The 21187-nt window shown below is 53.9% G+C and carries 23 protein-coding genes; 1 reads left to right on the top strand and 22 read right to left on the bottom strand.

Going from position 1 to position 21187, the window contains the following annotated elements; genetic code table 11:
• Positions 1-317: 317 nt before the first annotated feature.
• The 16 genes from FCL42_RS14725 to FCL42_RS14645 form a co-directional block, all read right to left on the bottom strand.
• A complete protein-coding gene (locus FCL42_RS14725; RefSeq protein ID WP_136864188.1) occupies positions 318-512 on the bottom strand; it encodes a hypothetical protein in 195 nt (64 codons plus the stop codon).
• A gap of 73 nt (positions 513-585) precedes the next feature.
• Positions 586-780 carry a hypothetical protein gene (locus tag FCL42_RS14720; RefSeq protein WP_136864187.1) on the bottom strand — a complete coding sequence of 65 codons (195 nt, stop codon included), beginning with the start codon at positions 778-780 and terminating at the stop codon, positions 586-588.
• Between the two features lie 10 nt (positions 781-790).
• A complete protein-coding gene (locus FCL42_RS14715) occupies positions 791-994 on the bottom strand; it encodes a hypothetical protein (RefSeq protein ID WP_136864186.1) in 204 nt (67 codons plus the stop codon).
• 16 nt (positions 995-1010) lie between these two features.
• Positions 1011-1217 carry a hypothetical protein gene (locus FCL42_RS14710; protein WP_136864185.1) on the bottom strand — a complete coding sequence of 69 codons (207 nt, stop codon included), beginning with the start codon at positions 1215-1217 and terminating at the stop codon, positions 1011-1013.
• 595 nt (positions 1218-1812) lie between these two features.
• Positions 1813-2715, bottom strand: a complete 903-nt coding sequence (locus FCL42_RS14705) for a DNA cytosine methyltransferase (protein ID WP_136864184.1) — start codon at positions 2713-2715, stop codon at positions 1813-1815.
• 11 nt (positions 2716-2726) lie between these two features.
• Entirely contained in the window at positions 2727-3452 is a 726-nt protein-coding gene (locus FCL42_RS14700; RefSeq protein ID WP_169308404.1) for a 3'-5' exonuclease, read from the bottom strand.
• Between the two features lie 11 nt (positions 3453-3463).
• Positions 3464-3760, bottom strand: a complete 297-nt coding sequence (locus FCL42_RS14695) for a hypothetical protein (protein ID WP_136864182.1) — start codon at positions 3758-3760, stop codon at positions 3464-3466.
• Between the two features lie 285 nt (positions 3761-4045).
• Positions 4046-4756 (bottom strand): integrase, encoded by a 711-nt coding sequence (locus FCL42_RS14685; RefSeq protein WP_136864180.1) that lies wholly within the window; start codon positions 4754-4756, stop codon positions 4046-4048.
• 120 nt (positions 4757-4876) lie between these two features.
• Positions 4877-5365, bottom strand: a complete 489-nt coding sequence (locus tag FCL42_RS14680; protein ID WP_136864179.1) for a hypothetical protein — start codon at positions 5363-5365, stop codon at positions 4877-4879.
• Positions 5365-6555 (bottom strand): glycine-rich domain-containing protein, encoded by a 1191-nt coding sequence (locus FCL42_RS22005; protein ID WP_136864178.1) that lies wholly within the window; start codon positions 6553-6555, stop codon positions 5365-5367. Before FCL42_RS22005 ends, FCL42_RS14680 begins: the two co-directional genes overlap by 1 nt.
• A gap of 25 nt (positions 6556-6580) precedes the next feature.
• On the bottom strand, positions 6581-7603 hold the full coding sequence (locus FCL42_RS14670; protein WP_136864177.1) for a hypothetical protein: 1023 nt from the start codon (positions 7601-7603) through the stop codon (positions 6581-6583).
• A gap of 9 nt (positions 7604-7612) precedes the next feature.
• Positions 7613-11590, bottom strand: coding sequence for a phage tail protein (locus FCL42_RS14665; protein WP_136864176.1), 3978 nt, complete (start codon positions 11588-11590; stop codon positions 7613-7615).
• The gene (locus FCL42_RS14660; protein WP_136864175.1) at positions 11590-12180 is read right to left on the bottom strand and encodes a hypothetical protein; all 591 of its coding nucleotides are present in this window, start codon (positions 12178-12180) and stop codon (positions 11590-11592) included. The genes FCL42_RS14665 and FCL42_RS14660 overlap by 1 nt, the downstream gene beginning before the upstream one ends.
• 10 nt (positions 12181-12190) lie before the next feature.
• A complete protein-coding gene (locus FCL42_RS14655) occupies positions 12191-14470 on the bottom strand; it encodes a hypothetical protein (RefSeq protein ID WP_136864174.1) in 2280 nt (759 codons plus the stop codon).
• Positions 14460-14750 carry a hypothetical protein gene (locus FCL42_RS14650; RefSeq protein ID WP_136864173.1) on the bottom strand — a complete coding sequence of 97 codons (291 nt, stop codon included), beginning with the start codon at positions 14748-14750 and terminating at the stop codon, positions 14460-14462. Before FCL42_RS14650 ends, FCL42_RS14655 begins: the two co-directional genes overlap by 11 nt.
• A gap of 11 nt (positions 14751-14761) precedes the next feature.
• Positions 14762-15100, bottom strand: coding sequence for a hypothetical protein (locus FCL42_RS14645; protein WP_136864172.1), 339 nt, complete (start codon positions 15098-15100; stop codon positions 14762-14764).
• A 35-nt stretch (positions 15101-15135) separates the two neighbouring features.
• On the opposite strand from FCL42_RS14645, the gene FCL42_RS14640 reads away from it, so the two are divergent.
• On the top strand, positions 15136-15399 hold the full coding sequence (locus tag FCL42_RS14640; RefSeq protein WP_136864239.1) for a superinfection immunity protein: 264 nt from the start codon (positions 15136-15138) through the stop codon (positions 15397-15399).
• Here FCL42_RS14640 and FCL42_RS14635 read toward each other — a convergent pair.
• The 6 genes from FCL42_RS14635 to FCL42_RS14610 form a co-directional block, all read right to left on the bottom strand.
• Complete coding sequence (locus FCL42_RS14635; protein ID WP_136864171.1) at positions 15392-16324, bottom strand: phage tail tube protein; 933 nt, start codon at positions 16322-16324, stop codon at positions 15392-15394. The genes FCL42_RS14640 and FCL42_RS14635 overlap by 8 nt on opposite strands.
• A 145-nt stretch (positions 16325-16469) precedes the next feature.
• Positions 16470-16925, bottom strand: a complete 456-nt coding sequence (locus FCL42_RS14630; RefSeq protein WP_136864170.1) for a hypothetical protein — start codon at positions 16923-16925, stop codon at positions 16470-16472.
• A complete protein-coding gene (locus FCL42_RS14625; RefSeq protein ID WP_136864169.1) occupies positions 16925-17206 on the bottom strand; it encodes a hypothetical protein in 282 nt (93 codons plus the stop codon). Before FCL42_RS14625 ends, FCL42_RS14630 begins: the two co-directional genes overlap by 1 nt.
• Positions 17206-17541 carry a DUF2190 family protein gene (locus FCL42_RS14620; protein ID WP_169308403.1) on the bottom strand — a complete coding sequence of 112 codons (336 nt, stop codon included), beginning with the start codon at positions 17539-17541 and terminating at the stop codon, positions 17206-17208. Before FCL42_RS14620 ends, FCL42_RS14625 begins: the two co-directional genes overlap by 1 nt.
• Positions 17542-17608: 67 nt before the next feature.
• On the bottom strand, positions 17609-19669 hold the full coding sequence (locus FCL42_RS14615; RefSeq protein WP_229359874.1) for a ClpP-like prohead protease/major capsid protein fusion protein: 2061 nt from the start codon (positions 19667-19669) through the stop codon (positions 17609-17611).
• A 2-nt stretch (positions 19670-19671) separates the two neighbouring features.
• A complete protein-coding gene (locus FCL42_RS14610) occupies positions 19672-21186 on the bottom strand; it encodes a phage portal protein (RefSeq protein ID WP_136864167.1) in 1515 nt (504 codons plus the stop codon).
• Position 21187 lies beyond the last annotated feature (1 nt).

Raw genomic sequence — 21187 nt, 5'->3', positions numbered from 1 at the left:
CGCCCCCAGGGTGAACCCCACCTGATGCTTTTCGAAATACTCAAACCATTTCATCTTTGCTATCCTCTGCGAAGGGGCTTGCGCCCCTTGCCCTTAGATATTTAACTCTGCGAGCTTAATGATGGCTAAAACGAGTAACAAGACGGTTAGAGGAATTTGGATTGCGAGTCTCAGATTGTCTAGCCTCTTGTTTCTCACCTCCAGAGTTAGCTTTTGGTTCTCTAACTCTTGGCGTTGTTGCTTGGTTAACTTCATCTCCTTATCTCTGTTGCCTTAACTTGAGATAATTATAACACTTGAGTTATATAACACAAGTGTTATTTGGAGGTTTTGAAGATCTTGGTTTTCGACGTCAGCATGATCCAATCGCCATTTTCTAGGCGCGCCACTTCGTAGCCTTTCGAGACCAAATTATTGAACTGCTGAACGGTATTGATCCCCGCCGCTTTTGCCGCCTGCTCCCGGTTTCCACCGTAGTAATCGTCAACCATTTGTCGTAGAGAAATGTTCATAGCCGCCCTTAAAAAGTATAACACAACCATTATATAACCGTTGTGTTATAAAGCACAACTAGGCTGGTTTCCTTTATCGGTTTAACGGATCGTTACCTTTGGCCCACACATCCAACGTACGGCCTTTGTACTGGATATAGGCCCACGGATAGTCGCTCACCTTATCATGCGCTTCAATGGCATCATCCAAGGTGGCAAAGACATCGCTGTACTTAACGTTTATCTCATGACCATCGTCGTATTGGCCCGCCAACACTTCAAAATCCATCAGTCGCTCCCTACATCTTTTCTAGTTCGAGATTGAGCCGTTGACTACCGTCATTAGTCGCATCCTCATCCATACACCAGGTCACTGACCACACCAAGTATTGCTGCTTATTGAAAATACATATGTCGCCCTTCCTTGGCGGGGCGGCCATACGGCGAAAGGCCAGCTGCTTTACCTGACCGGCTAAGAAGAAATTGACTGAGAATGTTTCCATGGCTCGTTTCCTTTTATTAGCACTGCCAGAATAAGCGCAGGCGCATACCTAGCCTGCCCTCATCAAGCTCTTGGACTGATTCAACCGTGCTTTCAAACACGTCAGCCACGTTGCCAGCAGCACAATAGCCATCCGGCAACAAAGTGGCCTGCATGGTCACCTCAACATCGCCCAGCTGTTCCTGTTGCTGCTCAAGCAGCGCAATCAATTGGCTGATCTTCATCAGTCATTTCCTCGATTAAAAATCTGTCCAATGTTCGTAATTGCTGGCGCAGCTACGACACAATGCGTGCTTTCGATACGGGTGATCCTTTCGAATCCAAAGTTTCTTCTTTAGAAACTGACCGCAGTCATGACACTGCTTGTGATACTCAACCTTTTTAGGTCGCTTACTATCCATGGATCGCTTCCTTAATCGCTTTCACCGACGCCTTTGGCCTCGGCACATTCGAAGTGATAGCGAGCAAGCCCGATTGATACCACCTCATCATCTGGATAAATCTGCTCGCCACACTCGTCGCAATAGTTCATCAGTCTTATCCTTTATGCTGCTTCCGTTAACTCATCCCACTCAGCGAGTGCCATCAGCAAGAAACCTTCATCCAGTGATCCCCAGACAGATTCAATGCAATGCTCGGACTTTCCCTCAAAAGGGTTATGTCCACAATCGCACTCAACCCAAACTTCACAGAGATCTTCTTGTACCTGCTCAGATCGTCCACGAAAGATCGTAGCATTGCCACACTCAGGGCAAGGATTACGAGGCTTAAGCGTTTTAAATCGTCGAATTCCCATCAGTCGTTTCCTATCTCGGTTAATTAGGCCGCCACCATCTTGAGGCGGGTCGATTGGGCCATGTAGCGGATCATCTCATTGCCGACCCACTGGCCCACATGTTTGGAGACGCCATTGCCGATCTGCCGATAGGCGGCGGTATCGCTCACCGGAAATACAAAGTCATCCTCTAACCCCTGCAGGCGGGCGTACTCACGCACTGAGTACGGGCGAACGCCCAGGGGAAAGCGCTTATCCACCACCAGACGGGTGGACTTGTCCTTGGCGTAATGGGCCACACAGGTCGGCGCAATGTCGCCTTTACTGGGGTCAGAGATAATCGGCAGGTCGCGGTACTCACCGCCCATGCGGGCTTTGATGGCTTTTGGCAAAGTCACCTTGGGTTCATCCTCAAGGATTTCGGCCAGCGTCACCGCGCGGGTGTTTTCCGGTGGCCGCACCTCAAACGGATGTTTGGTGCCGATGATGATCAACCGGTGGCGGCGCTGCGGTACCCACAGCTCAGAGCGCACTGGGCAAAATACGTGCACGTAATAGTCCGGCATCTTAGTCATGGCTTCCATCACCACCGGAAAGGCGCGCATCCCTGGTACATTCTCCACCACGTAGAACTCAGGGCGAGCCACGGCCAGATGGCGCAACGCATGGAGAAACAGCTCGTCACCGCTGCGGGTGCCGTGAATGTCGGCGATGGTTGAATACTTGGTGCACGGATAGGTAAACACCATGCCGTCGCAGCTGTCCTGCTCCAGCACCAGCTGCTCGGCGATGTCGCACTGGGTGATGTGATCGCCAAAGTTGGCGCGGTAGGTTTTGCAGGCGTCGGCATCCAGCTCAAACGCCTGGGCAATGTCGATGCCCGCCTCACGCAGACCGGCATCCATTAAGCCAGCGCCACAGAAGTAGCTTTTGACGGTAACGGCCATCGATGTTTCCTCTATTGGTCTTTGGGCTTAAACAGGTAGCCCGGGTTGCCATAGGTGTCGCAGCATCGACCTGCGAACTCATAGTTATCCAAATCCCGCTTACGCAGTTGGCTGAGGGTCTTAAACCCAAGCGGTCGGCTGACTTGTCGAAAGTCGGGATAACCGCTGATGTCCCCGGGCACCAAGGCCATCTTTTGCGCCAACAACCGATCACGGTATTCAGCCCGAGCTTGGCGCCGTAACTCATCGGCGCTCATGATGGCATCCAAACGGCGGGTCATCTCACAATCCCCGGCGGCGTCGTGGGCCTTAATATCTGAGACATCGATGCGCTCATAGCCACACGCATTGACCAGGCTCATCCACTGCCCGTCGAAGTACAGATCCGCATAACGACGCATGATGCACTGGGTCGCCAACTGGGGCACCTCCAACTCATAGCGTTCGGCGGTTTGCTGCAGCAAGCGGCGGTCATACGACGCGTTGTAAATCTTGACTAAGGCGCCGTCAAAGTGAGCCATCAACTGCTCGTGCACTTCCGGCCACGTTGGCGCCCCCACTAAATCTGCCTTGGTAATGCCATGCACGGCGGTGGCCGACTCGGGGATCTCGCCTTGGCACTGCACCAGCGTATCCATCAGCACGGTACCATCGGCGCCCACCACCCCAATCTGGATGATCTCAGCATCGCTACCCAGGCCAGTGGTTTCAGTGTCGAAATAAACGGGTTTTAACATCCGTGTTTCCTCTATTGGTTTAAGGGCAGCTTTTCGTAAGAACCATGGTGGTTCCATTCATCGCCGTGCAGCGTCGATGTGTAACCAGTAAATCGGTAAAGGCCAGGCTCTTTTGGCGGCTCGTCCCCTTCATAAAACAAGTCATCAGGGTCAGCGAAATACTCAGATGAATCAGAGTTCCACAAGTCATTACCGACAACGGTTTCAAGCACAGCAAACCCACCACCAATACCAACGGCGATAATTGCTTGTACGTCAGCACGGTGCCTGCTGAGACTATCTGACCATTCAAATTCGGCGTTCATCATACTCAACCTTGCTTAGTTTTTGTCATGACAATTATTATATTATTGTCATGACAAAAATAGCAACGGGTATTGATTAAATTTTTGTCATGACAAATAATGCAACCTATGAAAGATGCAAAGAAACCGCCTGGCCGACCGAAACAGTCCGTCACGCTAGATAAGAAACAAGAGATTAGGTGCACTGAGGAAGATAAAGCTCAGTGGGCTCACGCAGCTGCCAAGAAAGATCAAAAGGTCAGTGCGTGGGCTAGAGAGGTATTAAACAAAGAGGCCAGTAAAGAGTAATCAGATCATCCACTTCCGGCGGCGTGCAAACGCCTCCTGTCGTTTTATCCTCCGCTCTCTCTGAGTAGTCCACCACTCTGCAATCTGGTCATACTGCGCCAGATCCATTACCAAGATCTGCTGTATCGATGACTCACTCAGGCCGGTGGTGATCATCAAGTCATTAACGCTCAAACCAGCTCGGTATCCAAAGATCACGTAGGTACGCATCAGGCTTTTACGCCTAACACCTGCATCCCACAGATCAGCTGCTTTAATCATGCCATCCAATTGGCGATGCATCGCTGCAGGCGATAACCGATCACCTCGACTCTGCATTGTGTAAGGCTTGCCACTATCACTCACCAGTAACGGTGTGTTGGGGTTAAGGCCGAAATGACTGTTACCTGGTTGAGTATTGATGCCGGACTCAATGAGCCACTGCAGGTACGCCTCGAACGCTGCTTTGACTTCGGGGTGGGTTAGAAGCACTGGCCGTTCGTAGCCATCCCAAGTGATTGAGTCAGGCAAGATCACGAACTCCTGCAGATCACCGGTTGGTGAAACAAACAAACCTATGGTCGCTTGGGTTAACTCTGACTCTCGCAAGCCAACCAATGTAGCCAGATGCAAAAGCAGAGTATTGCGGTACCGAAGACCATCACGGCGTCCGGTATTGCGGGCCACCAGCTGCTGGTAATACTCATCTTGGTTTAAAGGTCGGGAATCCATAAGCGCAATTTTGTACGTAAAATTGCGTTTTATTGTGAGTGATAAATATGCGCCGTGCTATGACACGGCGCACAAACCCACTAGTGGCGGGGATTGAAGGGAAGGAAGTTGGAAACGGTGTTAGTCGATTTGCCGCAGCACATCGATGCTGACGGTCGGGGCGAGGGAGAATTGGGCCTCGGGCAAATCTTTATTGAGCTCGGCATCAGTCACCAGGTACGCATCACTAGTGGCAAAATTAAGATCCACAGCAAAGGCGCCATCCACCACCTCCACTCGGAAAAGCTCATAGCCACCAGCCGCTCGACGTACCGGCAGATTAAAGCCCTGGTCAGGAATGGCCAGCGTACCGGTGACCGTCACGGTCTGCCCCTGACGCACTGTGATCAAGCTAAAGTCGGACTTGTTGGCCACAAGACCAGCACCGCTAACGCCGGTTAGCACCACTGGCACCAGCCTCTGCGGCGGGCGCTGATAGTCGAACTGGCCATTGCGATACCCATCTCCAATGCACACGGCATCATCTGCTATCACCCAGTTCGCGGCCAGCGCGGAACGAGCCAGAGTTACATTGATCACTCGTTGATTTTCAATGATTGCCCAGCGCATCAGATCGCCTCCGTCCAAGTAATGATAACCATGCCATCTCCGCCCTTACCCCCATTGCGATACTGACCGCCCACCGACGAGTCACTGCCGCCGCCTCCACCACTGCCCCACTTACCAGAGCCAGCATGCGAGGTATACCCCCCCATATCGCCACCATCCGCCAACGCGCTAGCACCACCACCTTGCTCAGTGCCACCAACAAACTCAGCAACTGCACCGGCAGGTTGAGGGTTGGCCCCATGGCCACCAGCATAGGCATGACCACTTGCGTCACTTGGTAACGTGATCATGGTGCCACCGGCACCACCAGAATAGCCCCCGCCACCTTTACCTCCACCACAAACCACAATGCTGCCAAATGACGTATCGCCACCATCACCGCCACTAGACCCGGCGCTGGTAGCTTGAGATGCGGCGGCACCAATCACTACCGTAAACTGCTCGCCCGGCGTCACTGACAGCGGATAGTCAACGAGCGCAGCGCCCCCACCGCCGCCGTGGCCATCCCGACTGTCTGATACACCTGCAGCTCCACCGCCTCCGGCACCAACGGCGGTTAGCTGAACTTGCGAAACCCCCTCGGGTACCGTCCAAATCTGACTTGTGGCAATATTCACCACCCACTCACCACGCGCCTGATCTTTTTCGAAATCATTTAGGGTTTGGCGATGCCACTTGTAACCATTCCAATACAGCCGCAGTGCACCAGTCACAGTTACCGTTTTCGTGGGCTGGTCGTCGGCAGTGTCTAGCAGCAGGAAATAACCGCGACCTTCAATGGAGACCAGCACCGATTGCGCTGCGGGAATAAAAAAATCCACCCACGATCCAACAGGCACCGAATCGTCACCAGGCAAGCGAATGCTCTCTACCACTGACGGGCAATACAGCGTTTGATTGACCGGTGCCAATTCCCCCTCGGCCATTAAGTGCACGTCATTCGGGTGCGAGGCTGGTGTTACTGGGGTCAGTGCCTTAATCATGGCGTTAACTCGGTTGATTTGGTCAACGCTGCTAGCACTGGTCAGCGCCGACACAAACGCGTCTTTGGCAGCAATAAGTTTGGTCAGCGTTAAACTATCCAGATGTGCATTGCAGGCCACGCACAAATCCATCACCTCAAGGTCGGTTTGGCTGCCGTCTAGGGCATCGATTTTCGATTGCAAAATCGCAGTATCGAGAGCGGTCATCGGGGTTTCCTTTATGGGTAGTCAGTTAGCCAAGGATAAGGGCGGCCATCGCCAAGCTTTTAGCTTCTTGGATGGCACCGGCGAGATCGGCGTGGCCATGATCGGTGTCGGCTTTGGTGGCCAGCTGGGTGTCGATTTGAGTTTGGGTGTAGGCGTCGGTGATGCCGTATCCGCCAATCGTGGTCGGCTTGCCCTTAACTGCAGTCCACAGAATGTCACCGAGGACCACCTGGGCCGCTTGCTCTGCCCAGTATTTGGCCGAGTATTTACCCGGCTCAATCTCGCCGGTACCCTCGGCCCACTGCTGAGACACACCAGACCAGTGAAGCGCCGAGTATTGCCCGGTTTCGACCTCGAAGTCTGGCGCCGCCGAGGCCCATTGCTGGGCTTTGGACTGCGCGGTTTCGGCCCCGGTCTTGGCGCTGCTCGCCACCCCAGCATCGGCGGCGGATTTGAGCGCGTGGTGCTTGGCCGAGAACTGTCCGGTTTCGACCTCGGTGTCCTCGACTTCTTCGGCCCACTGCTGACCTTTATCTCGGGCGGCGATGGCCTGCGCCTTAGCATCCAAGGCGGTGGTGGCACTGCCTGCCGATTTACTGGCATGGTGCTTAGCGGAGAACTGTCCGGTTTCGACCTCGGTGTCCTCGACTTCTTCGGCCCATTGCTGGGCTTTGTCACGAGCGGTTTCACTGGCCGAGACGGCACCGGTGGCGGTGGTCGCCGCAGTCCTGGCATCATTGGCGTGCTGTTGCATCACCGGCACCAGTGGCACCAGCTCACTGTGCCACTGCGCTACGTCATCGACTTTGCTGGCATTCTCATTCGAGAATCGCTCCATCTCCGCCGGGGTCATGACGTGATAGGTGTTGCCTGCGGCATCGGTCAGAGGCCGAAAGCCTTTCAGCGCAGCGTTCCCCTCAGGCGGGGTGGTGTCGTTGTCACGGTCGGGTCCGCCCAACCAATCCTTAAGCTGATCGGTGTTGGCCGTCCAGCCGCCAATCATCGCCCGCAGCTCCTGCAGGATCACCTCGGTGTCGGTGGTTGCCATGTGGTTTCCTTATGAAACTGAGCCAGCCGAGTTGGCTGTCTCAATGCAGTTGTTGACGTCCAGCCGGATACTCAGCTGTTCGGAATGGTCTTGGTTGGTGACGCCTCGGAAGCGAATAAAGCTCCACGACGTCAAGGTGGTGTACCGGCACACCAGGCGCAGGGTGCCGTGATAGCTCAGATCCCGCGTGACCTCTTTGATGGTCTGCCACGCGCCGCCGTTGTACTGCACCTGCAGCTTTAAGGTTTCAAAGCCTTTGTCGCCGGTGAGCAGCGCATCAATCAACACGTCTTGCTTGAATTGACTAAAGCGAGTGGCCATAAAGCCCGCACCGTAGCTGGGCGAATGCAAGATTGGCAACGTCAAACTCAGCGAGCTGTAGGTCTCGCCCGGCGTCCCAATCAAATCCACTTGGCTAATGGCAAAGGTGGCAGTGCGGTCGCCATCGGCAGCAATCCGGGTGGAGTCCAGATCCAGCACCGATGCCTTGATCACCGACGATTGCAAGGTGGCGCTTAACTCAAACTTGCCACTGGCCGGATTAAAATCGAGCACATAATCACCGTAGCCATCGCGCATCACCATGCGGCCATTGGAGTCCACGCCCCAACGCCAGTCTGCAAACGTGGCCGCGTTGGTATGCCCCGCAACAAACACCAGTTCATCACGACCGCTGACGCTGCCACGAATGGCGGCGTAACTGCCTGAGGTGCCGCCAACGGTCACGTCTTTGCTGACCTCCAGGTTGTTGGTCTTAATGTTGAGCGCATCGAGACGGCGCACATCGAGATTGACGACCTGCGCAAAGTCCATCAGCACATCACGCATGTAAACCTGACCATTGGCGACCACCAGTGGGTTAAACATCTCGGTGTCCGCGCCGCGAGCAAGCACCGCAAACACATCAGCATCGATAAGAAATTCAGTTTTAGTGCCGTTGTTGTAAAACCCGACACCACCTTTCAATCCATTAACATCCGACTTTACTGACCATTGGGTTTCAAAGCTGTTTCCATCCGCTGACCACACTGCTGCCGCCATCTGCTCTAGCGTGGCAGTGCCACCATGCGCGCCAGTGACAGTAAACTCATCAATCGCGGTTGAAATTGCAGATTCAGTGCTGGCAGCTGTCAGGTACTGCTGACCCAAGTGGCTATAAACCTCACCGACCTCTGCGCTCATGCGCTGCTCAGACAACGCAAGCGCATGAGTCGTGTCAGCAGAGGTCATGTAAGTTTGCTCGAGGTACGCTTTTGATGCAGCAAACTCCGCGGTGTACTCCTGGCGCAACCCCTCAATTACACCATCTTCAAAGTTATACAGCTGTTTGGAATCACTGAGCTGTTTCTTATTGCGCTCGATGATGTCCTTGATGCCAGATAGCGCGCCATCAGAAAGGCGATCGTCCATGTCCCCGACCTGCTTGTTGATCTCCTCACCGATGGAGTCCAACAACGCAGGATCAATGGCTGTCGTGGTAGCGCTCACTTCCACCCATGCACTGACGCCCAGCGGATTAACCGCGCGAACGGCAAAGAACCACTCAACCTCAGGAGCCAGCCCGGCAAAAATGAAGGTACCGCGAGTGCGGCCCTTAATTCTGAGCGGTTCCGTTTGACTACGACCACGAATGGCAAACTCAAACTCGGTATGATACGCCAACCCCGACAGCTGCGGGGTGACACCGACTGAGCTGTTTCCAATATCGAGATCATCGGGGCCAATGACCGGTACCGACGGCAGCGCCAAGGTAAACGACAGACTGGCCGGTACGGAGGACTTGCCCAAGGTAGTGACACGCACCACGGTGATCAGGTAATCACCGGCATCGAGCGTCGGCACGGGATAATCGCCATCGGGACTGGTGCCCGAGGCCACCTGAGTGCCGTTTTTGCTGATGCTGACGTTGTAGTGATCGGTCCAGCCGTAGTCGTCACTGTCGTGATCCCACGTCACCCGCCCTTGCGGCTGCAGATCAGTCGGTCCCACATACTCAATATTGGTGACCGATGGTACCGATTTAACTGGCCGCTTGCCGTAGTTCGGCGGCGGCGGCTGTAGCGGCTTATCACTCCAAGCAAACTCACTGGAGTCATACACCACAAACTCAAGCGACACCTTAAACGCATCGGCACTGCCATCTATGGTGACCGTCACCACCTCCAGCAGTTTACCCACCCAGCCACGATCGGCGTCGTCCAAAGTAAATACATCACCCACCTCGAGGCGGGCGCATTTCGGCGAGACATCCGACAGCGTTCCGGTAGCGGCGCTACGACTGCGGCGGCACAGCACCTCAGCCAATTGCAGCGCTTCGTCATGGTTATCGATGCCGTGGGCGGTTTCGCTGTGGTGGTTTTCGACACTGCGATCAGCGCTCAGATACTCGGCATAATCTGCTGAGCCCAGTGTAGGCCAACTGGCAGTGTTGGTGACGTAGTTATTGGATGCGTCTAGGTACTCAACCGACACTTGATTGTAGCGGTCATCGACATCAGGAGCGCTAAACTCAATCTCGGCAAAGTCGTTTTCGTCCAGATGCAGCACCGAACTGCGCTCGCGGTCAATGGCAAAGCCAAACTGACCGCCACGACGCACTAGGCGACCACGGCAGGTGGCTAAGATGGCGGTTAAGTTGTCCATCACCGGTTGGCTGGTGTCGAGCACTAGGTTACAGGTCATCACTGGACGCTCAAGGCCGTCGCCACCAACCTCCTTGGTGGCATCAATCCAATTGGCTTCAACCATCATCTCGTCAATGAGCAGGCGTTCTTCAGCCAGCCCCATGCCGCCCAGCGCTTTAGGTAGGCGCATAAAATGCAGCGCACACAGTGCCGGGTTTGAGGACCACTGCCAGCTGCCCGGATTGGTGGCTGACTGCTTAGAATCACGAGGATCCCAAACCAGTGCACCATCGACCACGTAGGTGCGCGTCGGTTGTCCCGACCACGGCGCATCTACGTGGTTGCGGTGCACCGTCAGCGCCGTTGTCAGGCCCGCAAATTCATCCGTCGCCACAAAGTCAGGGTAACTGTCGGACTTGCCCGGATACTGCACGCCAGCAGGATAGTTCAGCAACCAAGGATAAGCACTGGCATCATCGGCCAAACGCTCATCCCAGTGCGTGATGTAAGGTTTGCCGTTGCCGGTTTGGCCGACGCCAAAATAATCACGGCCCTCAGCGGTGAGCAAATCCACGCCATCGATAAACCGGCTGACGATGCCTTTGATGCGACCGGCCGCAATAAGATCAATAGACGCCAGATAACGGTCATCTTGACCGGTGATCTGACGCATCACGGTGATCGGCTCAATCAACTGACGACCAAACACCAGCGGCGCACGTTTGGCGGTGGTATCTAAGTTAAGATCCACCGACACGCCAGGGGTGTAGATGTCTGCACCCGTCAGTCCACCATCTTGGCGGCGATCTTCGTGGCCCCACTCCCCTTCAGGCGTATCAACCACCAATGCATGGCGCATGCCGGTATCGGCAGGGTGTAGGCGCTGATGCGCATCCACGGTCAACTGCAGGCCGTGGGCACCGGCAAAAGTGGCCAGCTCGTTGGTGAGGTTTAAAGTCAGCTCATGACTGGTGGCGGTTTCGCTGTCGGTGTAATTGTTGACGATGCCTGACCACACGGCACGATCAACCGCTGCAATGGAGTAGTCATCATGCTGCCAGATGCGATGCACGATCACTGGCGCATTATGGTAGCTGTCACCAATGAGCGATAGCAGCTGCAGGTCCACAGCCGACAACGCCAAATCGATGTCATCAATCGGCTCATCGACCGTAGGCGACAGCGACGGAGCCCCCAACAAATAGCCACTGGCCAGATAGGTTTGGCCACCATAAACCACATCAACCGGCGAATCGGTTAGATACAGCGTGCCATCAGGCAGCTCAATGGCAAACAGCAGCGCATTGGCGCACACTGACTCAACGTCATTTACCGCGCCATTAGGATAAAGGTATTGACGCATTAGGCATCCTCACGAAATTCGAAACTGAGGGGGTTTAAATGACCACTGATGTCGGCATCAATCGTTCCAGGCACTAGGCGGCCAGTAAAAGGCACGTTCGACAGCGTCACCACTTCACCAGCAACAACATTCTGCCTAAGTGGCGGGTGAATATCGCAGACCACTTGGCCACTGCCGTTGCTCTGAGCGGGACCCAGTCGGTACACCTTGGCGTGGCTCTGAAACAAAATTGGATCTCGAACGGCCACGGCGTTGGCGTCGTTAGCGGCATAGCCGCTCAAGGCAATCTGACGCGCGCCTTTGGCGGCGTTCGTCGCCACAGCAGCGCCGTTCGGGGCCGAACCCTTGGGGTCGGACTCCATCGGCACCACCAACTCAAATCGCTGCGCTTGGTGGGTTTCTAAAAACCACAGCGCCTGAGCTCGCTCGGCCATGTTAGTAGCACTGGATAAACCAATGGTCACCAGCAAGCCATGCGCCAGCCCTCGGCGCTGATGGAGTTGGCCGCCCTTACTCTCGCTCTGGACGATGCGCTGCACCGTCTCCGGCGACAACGACTCAATATCCAGCGACTCTGGAAAACGATCCATGGGTTAATCCTTACAGTGGCTTTTTGGCTTGGTTACGGCGAGCACGAGCGGTTTGTTTTGCAAAGGTGCGATTGTTGCGACTGGCAAACTCATTAAAGGATTTGCTGTCTAGCGCCTGAATGGTGACGTTGTCACCGCTGCTGATTTGAGGCTGCACAATCGACTGAGCAGGAGGCGGCAGTAAGATTTGCTGCTGAACATATTGCGCAATGCTGTCCATTTGATCGGCACTTTGCTGATTGAGAACCCGCTCGTTGGTGTTCAGCAACCAGGTGCCCTCTTGAGGAACTCGATCAATTCCATCATGCGCCATACCGACTAAAGAGCTCGCCGCTGCAGCCGTGGCCGCTGCGGTCATCGCACCACCGGCAGCCTCGGCCGCCAATGCAGCACCAGGTGCCATAAAGGCCCCAACATAAGGAATGGCAGCAACTGAAGAAGCGGCATTGATTGCCCAAAGCTGCGTTTGAGCTGCGCCTTGACCAGCTACCTGCGCCACATAACCAGTGGCGGTAGCCTTACCTAAAGTTTGCTCCAGTACCCATAGCAACATCCGTTGAGCCGCCCATTCAGCAAAGAAGCCCACCATGCTTCGAGCCATGCCCTCAAACATACCGGCAAAGGCATCACCAATGTTGTCGGAATCAAAGACTGCAGTTTGTGCTACCTCTCCAAATCCACTGGCCAAGCGGTCAAGGCTTTGATCCCATACCGCATCAAAACCATCGGTGGACTTTTTAAGCTCATCACGCATTTGCTCAAGATAAGAGCGATTATCTTCAACACGCTTTTCCTGTAGCTTGGCTAACGCATCGTTATAATCTTGCTCAGCCTTAAGCTTTTCATTGGTGTATTCCACCTCGTTGATGAGATCATTAGCCCGAAACTCATCTAACTTAGCAACCCGCTCATCCAGCGCTACTTGCAGCAACTCCGTCTGACTCATGTGAGTACGGCGATAACTTTCAAGCTCATCCTGTTGAGACTCTTGGCGCTTTTTGGCTTCAGCTTCTAATGCGGCGTAATAGTGCTGAGTAATTTCATCTCGAGCTTCGTTAATCTTTGCGATCAACAAAGGGTGTTCAGCTGCATATTCATCAAGCTTCTGCATCTGCTGGTCGTAACCAACGACAATTCGCTGAGTGGCATCCAGTCCCATCAAAGCGGCCCTGTCCATCGATGCTTCCAGCTGGGCTAACAATTGCTGCTGCTCTTTTAATTCTTGGTCAGACAAAGGTGCCGGGCCAACTTTAGGCGCATAAGGCACCTGAACATCGTCACCGCCAGTAGGAATATTGATGGACGGATTTAATGCCTTAGCCAGAAAGCCCGCATTGAACTCAAAGGCGGCGGTCTCGCCAGCCTCTTTGGCATCCAAGCCAACTTGCTCTCCGTACTCCTTCATCACTCGGCTATCCAACAATCCATTGGCCGCAATGTCCCACATCCGGCCAATAAAGCTGTCTTCCTCAGCCAAGTCCTGCCAAGCCCGAAACGACTGAGATGCTGCACTAAAGCTCGCTACCGCTTTATCAGCAAAGCCCTCTAACTCTTCCTCTTGCGCAGACACTGCAACGGCAGCCGTATTCTTGGCGGCAGTCCAAACCCGAGAAAGATCGGATGCCATCCGATTCAGCTTCTCAAGTTCCTCTTCGGTTACAGCTAGATTGAGCTCATCAAACTCAGCCTGTAGCTTTCGAACTTCCCGACCGTTGTCGGCCAGAATGGGGATCAGCAAAGAAGCATCATTAGCGATTGCTTCAAAATAAAACACTTGTTCGGATGCGCTAACGTTGGCATCGTCCATGGCGTTCTTAATCGCCTGCAGCGCTTCAGGCCCCGATAACCTCGCCAACTCATCTGCAGTAACACCAACCAGTGGTGCCACTTTTTCAAAAAAGTCAGCGAACTCACCACCGCCGGTGGCAATGTAGTCACCCAGTTTGTCGGTAACGTCCTTGCTGATGTCAGCCAGCTTATCCATACGGATGCCAACGGTATCGGTGGCGTATGCCCATTGCTGAAACTCATCAGTTCCCATATTGGCCATCTGGGCAGACAATGAAATTTCTCGACCATATTGAGACATCATTGGAATAGCAGCAGCAATGGCGGCTGCGCCTGCGGCAATGCTCGATCCCAACGAAGCAAAACCAAGGTCGAGTTTCGATAGTGAAGAGCTAGTATTGAGAGACTGACGGTCCAAATCGTTTAGGTTGCGATTCATTGACGAAAACGCAGAACCACTCATGTCTTTGGCTGACAAGATAAATTCAGCTTTATTGCTCATTTGATTTAACCGTAGAGTCAATTAGGCGCATGGCCTGAAGGTAACGAAAGGGCTGCTCATTAAGGCCACCGGCATTGAGCAAATAGCCCTGCCGGTAATCGCCAAATAGTGACAATAGTTGCTGCGTTGCAGCAGTGATCTGAGGTTTAGGGCACACCCTCATTCGATGCTCGAAGCCACCCAAGGTGATAACCCACACATCGAACTGAGCCGCTTTTTCTTCACTGCAATGGCGATGAGGGCAGCGGTCACAATCAAATTGCTTTGGATTGCGAGCCACCTCCACCGCCATCAGTAGTTTTTTTCGTCGGCCTCGGTGAGCATTGAGTGTTCATAAACCTTAGTGGCCAGCTCTGCCCAATGCTTTCGGTGAACGTAGCTTTCGAGGAGGTGCCATACCTTGCCGGAGACAAAGCGCACCGGATAGCCATCCTTATCCTTGATGCCCTCCCAATCCACTAAGCCGTGGCGAAGCAACAAATCAATGCCATCAAAGGTCAGCGCTAGTTGGGGACCTCGACGGGTCATGGCCATTTCGACCTGCATTAAAATGCGCTGAGACAGTGCCGTTACCTGAAATTGAGTATCTGGCAAAGATTCGAGATCGATCCATTTAGCGGTCGCACTCATTGGGGTATCCTGTGCTGAAATAAGGAGGAGATCACATGGATCTGTTAATAGCGCCCGCCATGATTCTGGTGGCGTCATTATTGTATTTTTTGCCCAGCATTCTGGCCGCCAAAGGCGGTCATGAACGCTTTCGATTAATCATGCTTATTAATGTTTTGCTGGGTTGGACTATCGTTGGGTGGCTGGCCAGCCTTATATGGGCGGTTATGGGCTCAAGCATGAAGACTTGCCCCGACTGCGCAGAACGCATCAAAACCGAGGCAAGGGTATGCCGATACTGCGGAAACAGTTTTAGGTAAACACCAAGGTAAACTGATCGTCACCGGACGTTTCCGCCGCCCCAAAAGTCATCGCTTTGGTGCGCACACCATCACGGTCACCCGGCTGAGCATCTCGCCAGGTGCATTTGGGAAGTGTTAAGGCAAACTTATTGCCATCAACACCACCCACGGTGCCAGTAGTAATAGAAAGCGTGGTGCCGTCCTGCCACTCCTTTACCCAGTTCTTGGTGGTCACCACCGTATCCTCTGGGTCAATAGAGCCATTAGGATCACGACTGGCGATGCGCACCTCGCCGTAACCGTTGGCACTGCGGATAGACGAAGGAGTAACCACTTCATTAGCCACATCCAGCGTCAACTGGTTGATCTCGGCATCAAAGCCGCCCACCGACAAGGTACTCAAACCAATCAGTGGCACTGGCACAGTACTGTCGTAACTAGCGTTAGGTAATGCCGCTGCCGTAAGGTCACCACCTTGATGACCGGTCAACGTGAAACTGGCTTTGCCGTACGCCCCCGCCGTAAAGTCAAAGCTGACGGTACCACGCACGTCCTGCAGCTTAATTAGGTTACCATCCTGATAACATTCGATAGTAGCCAACGCCAAGTTGTCCGAGGCCGGTTGGTAGGTCGCCGAAGTGTTGGCCACCACGGTTTCACTTAAACCACAGGCCTGCAGCGCCTTGCCAATCTCCGGAGCAACACCAGCGGTGCCGCTACCTTTAAGTTCAGCAGTAAACGTCACTTGCCACAGACAACCCGCAAATACCGACGCTTCCTTGCCGAGTGTCGGCTTAATCACCGAGCGCTCAACCATCCGCTGGTTAGTCGGGGTAACATTTAAAGACTCCACCAAGATCGCATCTTGAGCTGGGTCCAGTGTGACCGGGTTACCGAGAGCCGCTTGCAGGCCCAGCAAAATTAATTCACGTTTGACCAGCATCAGCGCTGCTCCTTCTGTTTCGGTTTGGTCTCCGGCAGGCCGCCACTGCGAGCCTTCCACATGACTTTCTTAGGCGCAGGCGAAGCCTGACCGCCCTTGGTTTTAGGGGTGGCCATACAGGTTTCCTATCTCAAGTTAAAAAGGGTTATTCGGGGGCGATGGGGTTGGTGGGGTCGGCGACTCGATATTGGATCTCAAACCACAGCGGCACCTGACCAATGGCGTATATACCAGAGTCATCGGCATCAATGCGATCTTGCTCCGTCAAGCTGACGTCGATGACATACGGCAAGCCAAGATTACTACCATCAAGCAGCGCTTGGGTTAATGCCAGCCGCAGTTTCAGCAGTTCGGCGTCGATGTCGGCAATAGTGTCAGCATCGACACACATCACCAGCTCCAGCTGCAGCGACCAAGTCTGCATCCGCAAGGTATCGGTAAGCGCCTTATCGCTCCCCATCCGCTGGATAATGGCGGGCAACTGATCCGACTGAATCGGTTTAACACGGTTACGAAACGGAGTTACTGACGCCAAATCAGCACACTCAGACCACTTGGCATGAGCAGCATCGAGCACTGCTTGTGTAATATGCTTTGCCATCAGGCCTCCTTAAGCTCAAACCACGCTAGGCCATCTTGAGGGGTCAACAACTCGGCCACCTTGTAAGAGGCGGTGCCGTCTTTGACCAGCGTGCCACGAGTGATGCCGACCGCCAAGGCTTTGGGCACTTTAAGCACCAACGCCAATTGCTCAGCGTCTCCTAGGTCGATTACGCTATCTTCGATGACGCCAGCCACTGGTTGACCGTTGATGCTTAACGCATCCCCCAATTGGGCAAATACCCGGCTATCAAGCCGGGCTTTTACATTGCCAAAACCCATTATGCGATCTGGCCGGTAAACAGCACCAAACCGTCAGCGGCATCGCTCGCCAAATCCGCCAAGAACGCCCCGACCAAAGTATTACCGGAAGCGGTTCCGGTAATGGCCGAGCCATCAGATTTAAGATAGGCTTTAGCACCTTGGGTGACTGCGCCGGTCAAAGCCACGGGCACGGTGTACTCGCCACATCGATACCCGATAAAGGGCTCGCTTGAGGCGGCCGTAGTCATCGGGATAACCACCAACGCGCCAATCAACACCGGCTTGCCAGCGATCACGCCATCAGCGGGAGCGATTAGCTCAAGCTGATCGCCTGCACCATTGTAATTTTTCATCATGGATTCCTTATAGAAACACTCAAACAGTTAGGCCGCCATCAGGCGACCAGGTACCAAGTCAAAATTAACCAGAGGACTTAAGCAAGCCACGGTGATCAAGCGGTGCCACACCAGCGTCGATGCGGACCTTGGTAGCCACACCATCAGTAGTAAAACCTTCCATCTGATCGATGAATGGGGTCTCGATGCCGTTAAAGTAAGCCACCTCAATGGTGTCACGACCTTGGGCGGCGGTTAGATACCATGCAGTTGCACTGTCATCATCCAAACGTGGTTCGCCGATGACCTCCGCCATGTTACGAATCGGGTTGGCCACACCGCTGTTGGTTTCAGTGCCTGCCACCGATTGGCTGGCGATGACCTGCTTGATAGTGTCCTCAAGTGCCACTGGTGCCAGTGCAAACGCTGGGCGAATATTAAGGTTACGCTCACCCAGCTTTTGACGGCGCATCTTGGCTTTACCCTTGCTCAAGTTACCCACATCTGGTGCGCCAGAAATCAGGTTGCCATGTTCAGCATGGAACAGCGGTTTGCCATCACTCAGCTTAGGATTGCTGGTCAGCACCGCATACACCAGATCACCGATGGTCGCCTTGGCGGCGCGACCCATAGCCTCTGGCACACCCATCAGCACGCTCAGGTCATCATTAATGATGGCTTGGCGGGTAATGGAAAACAGCTCGCCGTAGGTGGCCAGAGCAATTTTTTCACCACGGTCGCCGACTGTCACGTATTTGTATTCTGCACCTTCTCGTACCTGGCGAAGTGCAGGGAATGCATCCATACCAACACGCTTGGCAGGTTTGAAGTCGGATAGCTGACCTTTCTTTGTCCATTGTTCAAAGGTTTCGTCGGCATCCTCCCAGCCCATTAGCAGCGATTTATGGGCGACATCCAACAAGATATTGCCAAAATCAGAGCTGGAATGAGTAAACGCCAAGCCCACCATCTGCAGTGGGTTGGCCGCCGCCACCCCGACACCGCGCTCAGTCAGCGAGGCTCGAGCTAGCTCTCGTAGTGTCATGTGGTTATAAGCGTTATCCGCTTGGGCATCTTCGTGACCCGTGCGAGCCATCAAGGATGCGCGCACGCTGTCGCCCACCAGATTGCCGTTACCAGCGTAAATCTGTTCACCGCCAGAAGATGGCGTCGTCTCCTTGCCAAGAGCTGCCAAGATCAGATCTTTAGCTGCTGCAGCATCAATGCTCATGTCATCCAGACAAGTTTGCTGAACCTCAGCTAAGGCCGTGGCTCGATCGCCACCAAAGTTAGCAAACAGCGATTTAATGCTATCTTTACGTTCAGTTTCCTGTGCTTGGAACTGCGCCAAACTCATGCCTGAAGCTGGGGGTTGTGGAGCAGCGGCGGGTGCCTCTGGTTGATTCTGACCGCCTTGAGGATTGGCAGGCGGGGTTGGGTTTGCATTCCCTTGCGGGCGCATCAGTTCTTGAACAGCCTTAGGCATGTTTTCAAACTCCTGTAAACGATTGGAGGTAAGAGAGGCCGCCGCCTGCAGCGGTTCGACCAGTTGATCAGCAAAGCCTTTTTCAACGGCTTCACTACCCGTCAACCAAGTTTCCTCGGCCAACAAAGCTTGTAACTCAGTTTCATCAATACCGGTCTTGTCGAGATAAGCGCTAATCAATGCACCCTCAACCTTATCCAGCAGATCGGCATAACGGCGCATATCCTCGGCATCACCACCCTGAATACCCCAAGGCTTATGCACCATCATCATGGTGTTTGACGGCATGATGATGGTGTCGCCCGCCATAGCAATCACCGACGCCATCGAAGCTGCCAAACCATCGATATACACGGTGACGTTAGCTGGATGTTGTTTAAGCAGGTTGTAAATCGCCATACCTTCAAACACATCACCGCCACCGGAATGGATGCGAACGGTGATGTTAGTCACCTTACCCAACTCTTTAATGTCGCGAGCAAAGCTACGGGCGCTGACACCCCATCCGCCAATTTCGTCGTAAATCAAAATTTCGGCAGAATCATTTCCACTGGCTTTAATCTGGTACCAGGTTTCTGCCATCTGGCTGACTTGCGTCGAGGCTTGAGGCATACAAAAAAGCCCCGACATCACTGCCGAGGCCAACAAGGTTTGTTTCATGGTTACTCCTGTTGAGTTTCAGAATCGAGCGGTGAGGTACTATGGGAAACACCCGCGTTGGAGACCTTGCCCGCGTCGGTGTCGAATACCAGATCGTTGTCGTTATTCCACTCAACCTCAGCCTTACGCTGCGCTTTCACCTCGTCAGGGTTACCGCCGCGCGCTCTAATCCACTCGGCTTGGGTGGCACCGCCACCGCGAATGCCCATCTTCCAAGCCTGAGACTCCTTGGCGGGATCAATCCACGGCATCACAGGTCCGTAGTAGGTGGCATCAAACAACGTCTTAAGATCAAGCTCAGGCGGTAGCACCAATGGGTCAGTCGGGTGCAGCTGCTCCATCTTGAGCCAGGTACGATAATCAGGTCGTGACCACTGGGCCACAAACTCGTCCTGAAAAACGGCGTACCCCTCATTGGTTTCAACAAGCTCTTGGCGCTGCGATGAATAACTGCCCTTGTACTCTCGGGCAATAGACGAATACCCCGAGCGACTACCAGAAGCCACAGCACGCAATTGACCATTACGAAACTCGCTTAAGTGGGTGTTGGGCCGATTGGACTCAATCATTCCCACATCCTCACCGGGTGCGAGGTCATCGAATGTCATGCCGGGGGCGAATTTAATCTGCCGCTTCTTAGCAGCCTTGTCGTAAGAACCAGTGTCGTATTCAGATGTGTCGCCCCGTTTGATGTAAAACGCCAGCGCCGCCGCAATCCGAGCTGCAATTCGCTCACTATCCTCGTAATCCTTGAGATCCGACAGACGCTTGATGACCCCGTGCAGCAGCGACATGCCACGCAGCGCGTTGGTGTTTCGTCGCAGCGCTAAGTGCAGCATATTGACCGCAGGGATGGTCTTCATCTCACGACTAAAATATTCACGAGGGTGCATTTTATACACCCGATAACCAGTAATTTGATTCCAGCTGTTAAGCAAGCACCCTTGCTTTAGCCGTTGACCTTCAAATTCGCCGGTGGCATCAATGGGCACAAATTCGGCAGGCAACAGCTCGATTGAATAGGCACCGCCTGAGGGATGGTTTAAACCCGGCACGATGCCCAGAACCTGCTGACCAAACATCTCGCCATCACGCAACCAGTGGCGCGCCACTAAGCGCTCCATTTGTGGTCGAGTAAAACGCCCCGTCACTTCAGGCTTTAATGACCGAGCAGCCCAGCGCCGACGGATCTCTTTTGCCAACTTCTCATGGCGTTCACCGGAAACTGACAACGGATTGGGCTCAATCTGGATGCCTTTAGCACCCACCACTCGCTCCTCCATCTTATCCAGCAGCCCGATCACCAAATCATGATTTTCATCCAGCCAGCGGGCTTGCTCTCGAATCGACGCCCCAGCAAAGCCGATAGCATCATTCATACTGCGACCTTCACGCTTTGCTTTGTGGTGCACCGAAGGCATCGCTGCCTCAAAGCCTTTAATCTGCAAGCGGTTAGCGGCTCGACCCGCAGCCCAGCTTGGCGACACCACCTCAATGGCTCGTTCTAACCAGTTCATC

This window comes from Ferrimonas aestuarii (genome assembly GCF_005116665.1).
GTDB lineage: Bacteria > Pseudomonadota > Gammaproteobacteria > Enterobacterales > Shewanellaceae > Ferrimonas > Ferrimonas aestuarii.
The sequence above is the reverse complement of the archived record's forward strand: the minus strand, read 5'-3'. Positions and strand labels throughout refer to the sequence as shown.

What these genes read in the sequence shown, in the direction of transcription:
- FCL42_RS14725 (WP_136864188.1), bottom strand. Translation starts at nt 512, where the DNA reads ATGAACATTTCTCTACGACAAATGGTTGACGATTACTACGGTGGAAAC.
- FCL42_RS14720 (WP_136864187.1), bottom strand. Translation starts at nt 780, where the DNA reads ATGGATTTTGAAGTGTTGGCGGGCCAATACGACGATGGTCATGAGATA.
- FCL42_RS14715 (WP_136864186.1), bottom strand. Translation starts at nt 994, where the DNA reads ATGGAAACATTCTCAGTCAATTTCTTCTTAGCCGGTCAGGTAAAGCAG.
- FCL42_RS14710 (WP_136864185.1), bottom strand. Translation starts at nt 1,217, where the DNA reads ATGAAGATCAGCCAATTGATTGCGCTGCTTGAGCAGCAACAGGAACAG.
- FCL42_RS14705 (WP_136864184.1), bottom strand. Translation starts at nt 2,715, where the DNA reads ATGGCCGTTACCGTCAAAAGCTACTTCTGTGGCGCTGGCTTAATGGAT.
- FCL42_RS14700 (WP_169308404.1), bottom strand. Translation starts at nt 3,452, where the DNA reads ATGTTAAAACCCGTTTATTTCGACACTGAAACCACTGGCCTGGGTAGC.
- FCL42_RS14695 (WP_136864182.1), bottom strand. Translation starts at nt 3,760, where the DNA reads ATGATGAACGCCGAATTTGAATGGTCAGATAGTCTCAGCAGGCACCGT.
- FCL42_RS14685 (WP_136864180.1), bottom strand. Translation starts at nt 4,756, where the DNA reads ATGGATTCCCGACCTTTAAACCAAGATGAGTATTACCAGCAGCTGGTG.
- FCL42_RS14680 (WP_136864179.1), bottom strand. Translation starts at nt 5,365, where the DNA reads ATGCGCTGGGCAATCATTGAAAATCAACGAGTGATCAATGTAACTCTG.
- FCL42_RS22005 (WP_136864178.1), bottom strand. Translation starts at nt 6,555, where the DNA reads ATGACCGCTCTCGATACTGCGATTTTGCAATCGAAAATCGATGCCCTA.
- FCL42_RS14670 (WP_136864177.1), bottom strand. Translation starts at nt 7,603, where the DNA reads ATGGCAACCACCGACACCGAGGTGATCCTGCAGGAGCTGCGGGCGATG.
- FCL42_RS14665 (WP_136864176.1), bottom strand. Translation starts at nt 11,590, where the DNA reads ATGCGTCAATACCTTTATCCTAATGGCGCGGTAAATGACGTTGAGTCA.
- FCL42_RS14660 (WP_136864175.1), bottom strand. Translation starts at nt 12,180, where the DNA reads ATGGATCGTTTTCCAGAGTCGCTGGATATTGAGTCGTTGTCGCCGGAG.
- FCL42_RS14655 (WP_136864174.1), bottom strand. Translation starts at nt 14,470, where the DNA reads ATGAGCAATAAAGCTGAATTTATCTTGTCAGCCAAAGACATGAGTGGT.
- FCL42_RS14645 (WP_136864172.1), bottom strand. Translation starts at nt 15,100, where the DNA reads ATGAGTGCGACCGCTAAATGGATCGATCTCGAATCTTTGCCAGATACT.
- FCL42_RS14640 (WP_136864239.1), top strand. Translation starts at nt 15,136, where the DNA reads ATGGATCTGTTAATAGCGCCCGCCATGATTCTGGTGGCGTCATTATTG.
- FCL42_RS14635 (WP_136864171.1), bottom strand. Translation starts at nt 16,324, where the DNA reads ATGCTGGTCAAACGTGAATTAATTTTGCTGGGCCTGCAAGCGGCTCTC.
- FCL42_RS14630 (WP_136864170.1), bottom strand. Translation starts at nt 16,925, where the DNA reads ATGGCAAAGCATATTACACAAGCAGTGCTCGATGCTGCTCATGCCAAG.
- FCL42_RS14625 (WP_136864169.1), bottom strand. Translation starts at nt 17,206, where the DNA reads ATGGGTTTTGGCAATGTAAAAGCCCGGCTTGATAGCCGGGTATTTGCC.
- FCL42_RS14620 (WP_169308403.1), bottom strand. Translation starts at nt 17,541, where the DNA reads ATGAAAAATTACAATGGTGCAGGCGATCAGCTTGAGCTAATCGCTCCC.
- FCL42_RS14615 (WP_229359874.1), bottom strand. Translation starts at nt 19,669, where the DNA reads ATGAAACAAACCTTGTTGGCCTCGGCAGTGATGTCGGGGCTTTTTTGT.
- FCL42_RS14610 (WP_136864167.1), bottom strand. Translation starts at nt 21,186, where the DNA reads ATGAACTGGTTAGAACGAGCCATTGAGGTGGTGTCGCCAAGCTGGGCT.